This window comes from uncultured Phenylobacterium sp. (assembly GCF_902826855.1).
In the GTDB taxonomy this organism is placed as follows: domain Bacteria; phylum Pseudomonadota; class Alphaproteobacteria; order Caulobacterales; family Caulobacteraceae; genus Phenylobacterium.
Genome location: NZ_CADEGK010000221.1, coordinates 1 through 6867 on the forward strand (window position 1 = coordinate 1; position 6867 = coordinate 6867).

Annotated in this window: 7 protein-coding genes and 2 pseudogenes; 2 read left to right on the forward strand and 7 right to left on the reverse strand. The window is 65.7% G+C overall.

Annotated elements, in window-relative coordinates; genetic code table 11:
• Nucleotides 1-304, reverse strand: a pseudogene (locus QZV94_RS21375) (hypothetical protein); the annotation flags it as partial.
• A 195-nt stretch (nucleotides 305-499) separates the two neighbouring features.
• Here QZV94_RS21375 and QZV94_RS21380 point away from each other — a divergent pair.
• Nucleotides 500-769: a helix-turn-helix domain-containing protein gene (locus QZV94_RS21380; protein WP_293681698.1), complete on the forward strand. Its 270-nt coding sequence runs from the start codon at nucleotides 500-502 to the stop codon at nucleotides 767-769.
• 31 nt (nucleotides 770-800) lie between these two features.
• Here the strand turns inward: QZV94_RS21380 and QZV94_RS21385 are convergent, their stop codons facing one another.
• From QZV94_RS21385 to QZV94_RS21410, 6 genes are all read right to left on the reverse strand, one after another.
• Nucleotides 801-1058 (reverse strand): ribbon-helix-helix domain-containing protein, encoded by a 258-nt coding sequence (locus QZV94_RS21385; protein WP_293681701.1) that lies wholly within the window; start codon nucleotides 1056-1058, stop codon nucleotides 801-803.
• The gene (locus tag QZV94_RS21390; RefSeq protein ID WP_293681704.1) at nucleotides 1055-1708 is read right to left on the reverse strand and encodes a ParA family protein; all 654 of its coding nucleotides are present in this window, start codon (nucleotides 1706-1708) and stop codon (nucleotides 1055-1057) included. Before QZV94_RS21390 ends, QZV94_RS21385 begins: the two co-directional genes overlap by 4 nt.
• A 146-nt stretch (nucleotides 1709-1854) precedes the next feature.
• Complete coding sequence (locus tag QZV94_RS21395) at nucleotides 1855-3243, reverse strand: integrase family protein (RefSeq protein WP_293681707.1); 1389 nt, start codon at nucleotides 3241-3243, stop codon at nucleotides 1855-1857.
• Nucleotides 3244-3854: 611 nt separating this feature from the next.
• Nucleotides 3855-4892, reverse strand: a complete 1038-nt coding sequence (locus QZV94_RS21400) for a hypothetical protein (protein WP_293681710.1) — start codon at nucleotides 4890-4892, stop codon at nucleotides 3855-3857.
• A gap of 63 nt (nucleotides 4893-4955) precedes the next feature.
• Nucleotides 4956-5216: a hypothetical protein gene (locus QZV94_RS21405; RefSeq protein WP_293681713.1), complete on the reverse strand. Its 261-nt coding sequence runs from the start codon at nucleotides 5214-5216 to the stop codon at nucleotides 4956-4958.
• The gene (locus tag QZV94_RS21410) at nucleotides 5213-6190 is read right to left on the reverse strand and encodes an MFS transporter (RefSeq protein ID WP_293681716.1); all 978 of its coding nucleotides are present in this window, start codon (nucleotides 6188-6190) and stop codon (nucleotides 5213-5215) included. The genes QZV94_RS21405 and QZV94_RS21410 overlap by 4 nt, the downstream gene beginning before the upstream one ends.
• A 489-nt stretch (nucleotides 6191-6679) precedes the next feature.
• On the opposite strand from QZV94_RS21410, the pseudogene QZV94_RS21415 reads away from it, so the two are divergent.
• Nucleotides 6680-6867: pseudogene (locus QZV94_RS21415) on the forward strand (hypothetical protein); the annotation flags it as partial.

A 6867-nucleotide genomic window follows, 5' to 3' on the forward strand; every position in this document is an offset into this window, starting at 1 on the left:
GGGTGTGGATCGCCCACTGATAGGCGTGCCGCTCGCCGAGCTCCTCCGCGACGAGCGCATCGATCACCGCGCGCGGATCGGGAACGTTGGGCTTTCGAGTGAGGCTGTTCTGGCTTGGGCTGTCGTAGAGACCGCGGGCAATCCGTCGGACCTGACCCGTCCGCACCAGCCGATGCAGGGCCTGATCGACCGCGTCGCGGGGGCCGGCGTCGGCGAAGTCGGCAGGCGTCCACACGCCAAAGGGCGCGTGGGCGGCCATGCGGTCGAGGATTGTCGTCTTCAGGTCGAGTGCCGGCCCGCGCATGATCGCCTCCGTCTGTCAGGATTATGTACGCAAGTTCCTGACAAATCTCGGTCTGTCAGAAATATGTATACAAAAACCTGACAAATGCGGGGTGGGTAGGCTTACGCCTTTCACGCCGAACACCCGCCTGCCTACGCTGAGTCGAAGGTGGCTCGCGCCGTCCCTGCGGCGAGGTCCCGACGCGGAGGTATCGCTATGTTGGAAGCGTCTCGAATTCCCAATCGCTATCTGCGGACAGCTGAAGCTGGCCGCTACCTCGGGCTTTCTGGGCGAACGCTCGAGAAGCACCGCACCTACGGAACCGGGCCGCGGTATCGCAAGATCGGTGGACGCGTCATCTACGCCTTGAACGACCTTGAGGCCTGGGCCGACCAAGGCGCCCAGACCTCCACGACCGACCCGGACGCGGGCCGGGTCCGCGCTGCACGCCGCTATGAGTCTGAACCCCACGCCCAGCTGGCCTGAAGACGTGTGCACGTGTTCGCACGCAGACAGGTCAACGCTCGCCGAACGGATGCTTGCCGTACTTGCGCATCAGGTCATCGATCGCTTCGCCCAAGAGCGCCTGGAGGCTGGTGTTCTGCTCCAGCGCCAACATGTTTAGGGCTTGGCTGAGTTGCGGGCTGTAATAGCCGCCCACCGCCTTCTTGCCGATCCGGGCCGGCGTCCGACCTGGCACGGCTGCGACGCCGGGGGGATTGGACGCCACCTCCGGCTTCACCCGTTCCGTTCTGATGGCGTCGAACCGGCTCACGCCATCACCGCCTGGGTGACTGTGGACACGCCAAGCTGTTCACGTGTCCATGCCCAAAGCGCCCGTATCTCATCCGCGGCCTTTCCTTGTGCGTCGTGCTCGGGGGCCGTTCGGCCGGCGGCGGCGCTGTGGTGGAAGGCGGCCCGCTCGGGCAAGACGACCGGTGCGATCTGAAGACCGAACTCGCCCCCGATCACGCTGGCGGCCTCCCGGTAGATGTGAGGCGCCCGCGGCGGCCCGGCGTTGAACACCACGAACGCGGGTTTCCGGCTGGATCGCACCAGCTCCGCCGTCGCCTCGATCGCGGCCAAATCAAAGGCTCTGGGGCGACAGGGGATGAGAAGCAGATCGGCGAGGCGCGCGGCCTGGCGCGCCATGGCGTCAGCATGCGGCGGCGTGTCGATCACCGCGAGGTCGGCGCCGAGCTCGGCCGCCTTGGCCAGCTTGCCCGCGAGCAGGCTCGGCGCCCCGCAATCGACGACTTCCGGGTCGCCGCCGCCGCGCCATTGGGCCCAGCGGCTGGCGGTCGCCTGCGGGTCGGTATCGATGATCAGCGAGACGCACGACCTCGCCGCTTCAGCGGCTAGATTGACCGCGAGGGTGGTCTTACCGGCGCCGCCCTTCTGGCTCACGATCGCTATCGTCTGCATGTTCACCTCCGCACACGCGGACATGTGAACAGGCCGCCGGCGAGACGCTAGCGGCCGCACCGGGTCGTCGTAGAAGATCGCAGTTCCGGATAGAAATCGGCGGGGTGTTCGCGTCCGCGTGTGGGCGCGCCGACATGCGCCCGTGTCTACGCGGCTTTCGCCTCCGATTCTTCCGCCTTCTTCCGGCGAGGACCAATAGGCACACCCAAGCGCGGATCGGGCGGCGTGGGATCTAGGATATCATCGCCAATGTAGCGGGACGGGAGCCGCGGCCAGGCGCGTTCGCGCTTGGCACCGCCTTTGGAGGGCGTCATGCCGGCGGTGACGATGTAGTCCGACAGCTTCTGCTGTGCCGCACGCAGGTGGTCGCTCATCAGCTTGTCGCGCGTGATGTAGCCGGCGTTCACGCCTGGCAGCCGGTGGTTCATCAGAAGGTGCATGTCGATATCGGAAAGGCCGGCGGCCTGACCGAGTGTCCGATAGGACTGACGAAGGTCGTTGCCCCACTTGGAGAGTCTCTCGCGGGGCTCCTTGTGTTCGACCAAGTGACCTTCGTCGCTGTCGGCGGCGAAGATCCAGCGTTCGGCATGCTCGGGGTGCAGCATCCGGCTGATCCGCATGGCGCGCCCCAGGCAACGGAGCATGTCCCGCGATAGCGGAATATCGAACGCCCGCTTCGCGCCGCCCTTCGGCCGCGGAACGTGAAGGACACGGCGGGCGAAATCGAAGTGCGTCACCTCCGCCCGTTGCAAGGCCCCCGGCCGGCTGCCGGAAAGCAGTGTGAAGAGGTGAAATTCCCTGCGAATGGCATGACGCAGCCGGCGCGCTTGGTTCATCCACTCCGGCAGGTCGAAGGTCCCCATCGCGGTGTCGCGACGCTTCTCGTCATTCCAATCGACCGCCGAGGTCGGATTGTCAGCGGGAAGCTCGCGGGCGCTGCGGCGGGCGTGGTTGTAGATCGCCCGCAGCGTCCGCATGCAGCCGTTCGCCCCGAACGGCCCGTTATCTCTGGTCAGCTGGTCGTGGCGGTCCGAAACCATCCGGGGATTTTCGCCCAGGGTCATCAGTGGCAGGTCGAGCCAGTCTTTCATCAGACGCTCAACGTGGTCGCCGTAGCCGGCGATCGTCGCCGCGCTGCGATCCTTGCGTTCTAGGTAGATTTTGTACCGCGCCCACGCCGACCGCAGTGTCACGTCGGCGGCCTTCTCGATCGCCAATCCTGCCTGCGCCTTGGCGACTGCGGCCGCCGCGGCCTCCGCCGCATACTCACCCCGCGCGATTTTCGCTAGCGCGTCCCTCGCCTTGACCCGCGCATCACGGGTCGACAGCTCCTCGACCGTTCCCAGCGCAACTTTCTTGGCGTGGCGCTTGCCGCCTTCCCAGAACTCGCCGAGCACCGTGAAGGTCTTCTTGCGCTTCCCAATTACCAGGAAGAAGCCCTTCAGGTCGGTGTCGCGTACGACGTACTGCCCCTCGTCAGCGAGTGCGAGTCGACCGATCATCTTGTCATTCAAAGAGGCCTTGAAGTCGCTCATCGGGGTCAGCTGTGTTTTTAGGTTGGGGTTTTAGGTTGGGTTTTAAGTTGGGGTTGGCGCCAAAACCCAACCTAAAAATCTGCGGCGTCGGGTCACGAGGGAACCCTATCACCCACGAAAAACACCAGCAAGAACAAAGGTGTTAGCGTAGAATTTCGTAGGTTCGGCGGGAGGCGTCGGAAGGGCTTGGCGCAACTACGAATCTGAGGGTCGGACGTTCGAATCGTTCCGGGCGCGCCATTTCTTGCTAGGAAATCAAGCTTCTATAGGCAGGCGGCTGCCGAACCCCGCCTAAGAGATGGCTGTTGGCCAGATGGGTCGTGCGCCCTTCGAGGGCGAGGCGCCGAGACGTTGGGGGTCCGCTTTGGGCGATGACCTCTTCCGCTGCCCCGCACGGTTCAAATGTTGGCGCGCCGCGTCCTATGAACCCTTGGTGTTCGCGCGAAGGTGACGCTGCGGACTGTCACCGGCCGTCCGCGCCCCTGTCCTGCAGAGCGCGGCCTCCGGACAGGAGCTTGCATGACGACCCGATCTTGCGCCGTCCTCAGCGCAGTCCTCGCCGCCGTCACGCCGAGATCGCCCGCGCTTACTGCACGGCGACGAATGAGCGGTCAGCGTTTGACGGAGAACCAGTACTCCGAGCTGCCGAGGCCGGTCTCGCCCGTATCAAGCGTGAAACGGGTCATCCCCGAATTCACCAGCGTAGCCCCGCCGGGCATCGGGATCTTGGATGGGCCGAGACTGAGAATCTCCCCGACGCCCTTGATCGAATGTCCATTCTCAAAGGTGGCCGAGATGCGATTGCGACGGTGGACCAGGGATCCCTCTTCGAAGTCGCTGTCCACGCTGCCGGACAGCATCTGGTGGTACGCGCCGTCCTTGTAGAGGAAACCTCCACCGGCGACGCCGCCATCGGGGGTCTTCGAAAAGGTGAGCGCGAAGGCGGTGTTCTCGTTGAGGACCGACGTGATCCACATGGTGAACAGGCCGCTGGCCGCGCCGCTCGCAAGCTCGACGGGCTTCCTGTCGCCGCCGCCCTTGCCAGGCGCGGTCCAAGGCCGCGGGCCCCACGACTTGTCGCGCAGGCCCAGGCCGGAGAACGTGCGCCGCTGGCCGTTCACGGTGATATGGCCGGTGCACCGGCCCGGCTGCTCGAAGTGGCCGTGCTGGCCCCCGGCCGAGAACATGTAGAGCGGATCGCAGAGCGCGGTGAAGTCGATCTCCATTGCAACGTCCGTCATCTGCAGCCAACCCTCGGGTCGGTCGCGCTTGGGGGTGATCAGGACGCGGCCGTCCGGCAGGTCCTGACCCTTGCCGTCGAACGCGATCTTCCACCGCTTGAACGGGTCTGTCCGTTCCAGCGACAGAGCCCCCACGCGCATGTCTTCATCGCCCGGCGGCATGTCCTTGCGGTCGTAGCAGAAGACGATGCGGCGGCCTTCCAGGAAGACGATGTGCATGTAGTCCTTCCACCCATCATGGGCGCGGAAGCCCACCCGGGTGATGCCGCCGATGTTTTGGGCGGCGTCGAAATAATAGAAATAGTAGCTCTCGCTCCAGGACGGATCGCTGCCGACCGCATGGAAGAAATCGTCCTGGGAGTTCGGCGTTTGGTTCGCCACCACCGCCGTGCGCGTCGTCTCGACCATCTGAGGTATCTCCGGGTGAGGTGGCATTGATGACGACAGGGATCCTGCGCCGGGTCGTTGTGTCTAGGTCGGGGCAGGCAGGGTGGCGGCGCGACCCGGCCTGGGCGCTACCGCTCGCGGGGCCAGCTTCCACATCGCGAGCAAGCCGGGCAGGAGTGCTGCAGCTATGACAACATAGAGGAGATCATAGTTGCCTGTTGTGTCGCGCACGACCCCGGCGAACACCGAGCCGAGGCTGGCCGGGATGAGAAACGGCGAAAGCAGACCCAGCACGCGCGGGAACGTCTCGATGCTGAAGTGACGGATCACCAGGACGCTGATCATCGGCCCTGCGCCGCCCGCCGCGAGGCCAAGGGCCGCCAGCGCGACGGCGTAGCGGCCAAAGGCGCCGGGCCCGACCATGATGAACAACGACTCGCAATGAGCGCTGCGGCGGCCGTGTAGATAATGCGCGCATCGATGCGGTCAGCCAGCCAGCCTACGACAACCGCGCCCAGCGCCGCGCCGCCTGCCACGATGGCCACCAGATAGCCGGCCACCTTTGGAGAGAGCTTGGCGTCGTCGGCGATGACGGCGAGGTTCGACTGAATGGCGATCAGCGCGAGCATGATCGGCAAGACTCCCGCGATGATCAGCCAGAATGCGGGACGGCGCAGCGTGTCGGCGGCGGTCCAGCCGCCCGCGGACTGTGACGCCTCGCCGACGTCACCGGTCGCCGGAACGACGCGCGCCACGAGCATGAACCAGGCGATCGGGAGAACGAGCACGAACACGGTCACCGCCGAAATCTGGAGCATCATACGCCAGCCGAACATGACCATGAGATTGGCCGCGAGGATGGGCGCAGCCGCTCCCAGAAGAGAGGTCCCGAGCCCGATCAGCCCGCTGAGGGAGCCGGCGCGCTCGGGGTAGTGGCCGATCGCGACGGTCATTGCAGGCAGCGCGCCTGCGAAGACGACGCCCAGCGCGATCGGGGCGATGTATGCAAGCGCAACCATCGGGAACGACGTCGCATTTGCGGCGAGCAAGAGCCCCGCGGTCAGTAACGCCGCGCCAAGAACGACGACGACGCGGGGCGTGAGCTTCACGATCAGCCATCCGACAAGCGGAGATGCGAGCGTCATCCCGATGGTTGCGACCGCGAGCGCGCCCATGATGGTGGCGCGGCTTACGTCAAACGCTTCGGTCCAGGGCACAACTAGGAGAGAGAAGCTCGAGAGGGAAAGGCCCATCGTCAACGCCGGTGAGAGGACGGCGGCGGCGACGGCCAGCCGCCCGCGGAGTTCGGACTTCCTCATGGGGTCTCCAGGCCGACGAGCCTCGGTTGTGCGCTTGCGCGGTCAAATGTGCTGAGTGCGACGGCGGGCGACGGCTCAAGCAAGCGAGCGCGACCAGACCGTCGGCAACGGCTTCTGGCGCCTGCTTCGATAGCTGGCGCGGTCGCCTCGCGCGCCCTCGACGCGCGAAGCTCTCCCAGGGCATCACAGGGCGTCGCTGCTCTGGTCGTTGAGAGCGACTTCTCCCGGCGAATGTGGATCATGTGGGCCATGCGCAAGGATTGGTGTGCCAGCCATCTGTAGAGTCAACTCTAGGATTTGAGCGCGCTCTAACAACATAGCTGAGCAACACGGGGCGTAGATCCCAAGCCCGTTGATACGGCCAAGCTGTTCGAAGCCGTGGAGCAGGCGTCGGTGAGGCCTCCCTTGGGCCGTTCTCCGCGCGTCACGACCAACCCGTGACGATCCGGCCCTGGCCTCAACCGGCGGCGGCGGGTAAGCCAATCGACAATGAATGACTTCCTCGACGTTTCCGGCGCCTCTGGCGCGCGGTATCGCTTCCGGCGCACGGCGCCCACTGAGCTGCCCCCGACGGCCGGCAATCTGCTGGTGGCCACAGGCAGCTCGCCCCGGGTCAAGGTCCTGTTCTGCGGGGCGGCCAGCAGCCTGTCGCGAGCCGCGCCTGTCGTGTCCGAGGC

Coding starts and splice junctions, on each gene's coding strand:
- QZV94_RS21380 (WP_293681698.1), top strand. CDS start 500: ATGTTGGAAGCGTCTCGAATTCCCAATCGCTATCTGCGGACAGCTGAA.
- QZV94_RS21390 (WP_293681704.1), bottom strand. CDS start 1,708: ATGCAGACGATAGCGATCGTGAGCCAGAAGGGCGGCGCCGGTAAGACC.
- QZV94_RS21395 (WP_293681707.1), bottom strand. CDS start 3,243: ATGAGCGACTTCAAGGCCTCTTTGAATGACAAGATGATCGGTCGACTC.
- QZV94_RS21400 (WP_293681710.1), bottom strand. CDS start 4,892: ATGGTCGAGACGACGCGCACGGCGGTGGTGGCGAACCAAACGCCGAAC.
- QZV94_RS21405 (WP_293681713.1), bottom strand. CDS start 5,216: ATGATCAGCGTCCTGGTGATCCGTCACTTCAGCATCGAGACGTTCCCG.
- QZV94_RS21410 (WP_293681716.1), bottom strand. CDS start 6,190: ATGAGGAAGTCCGAACTCCGCGGGCGGCTGGCCGTCGCCGCCGCCGTC.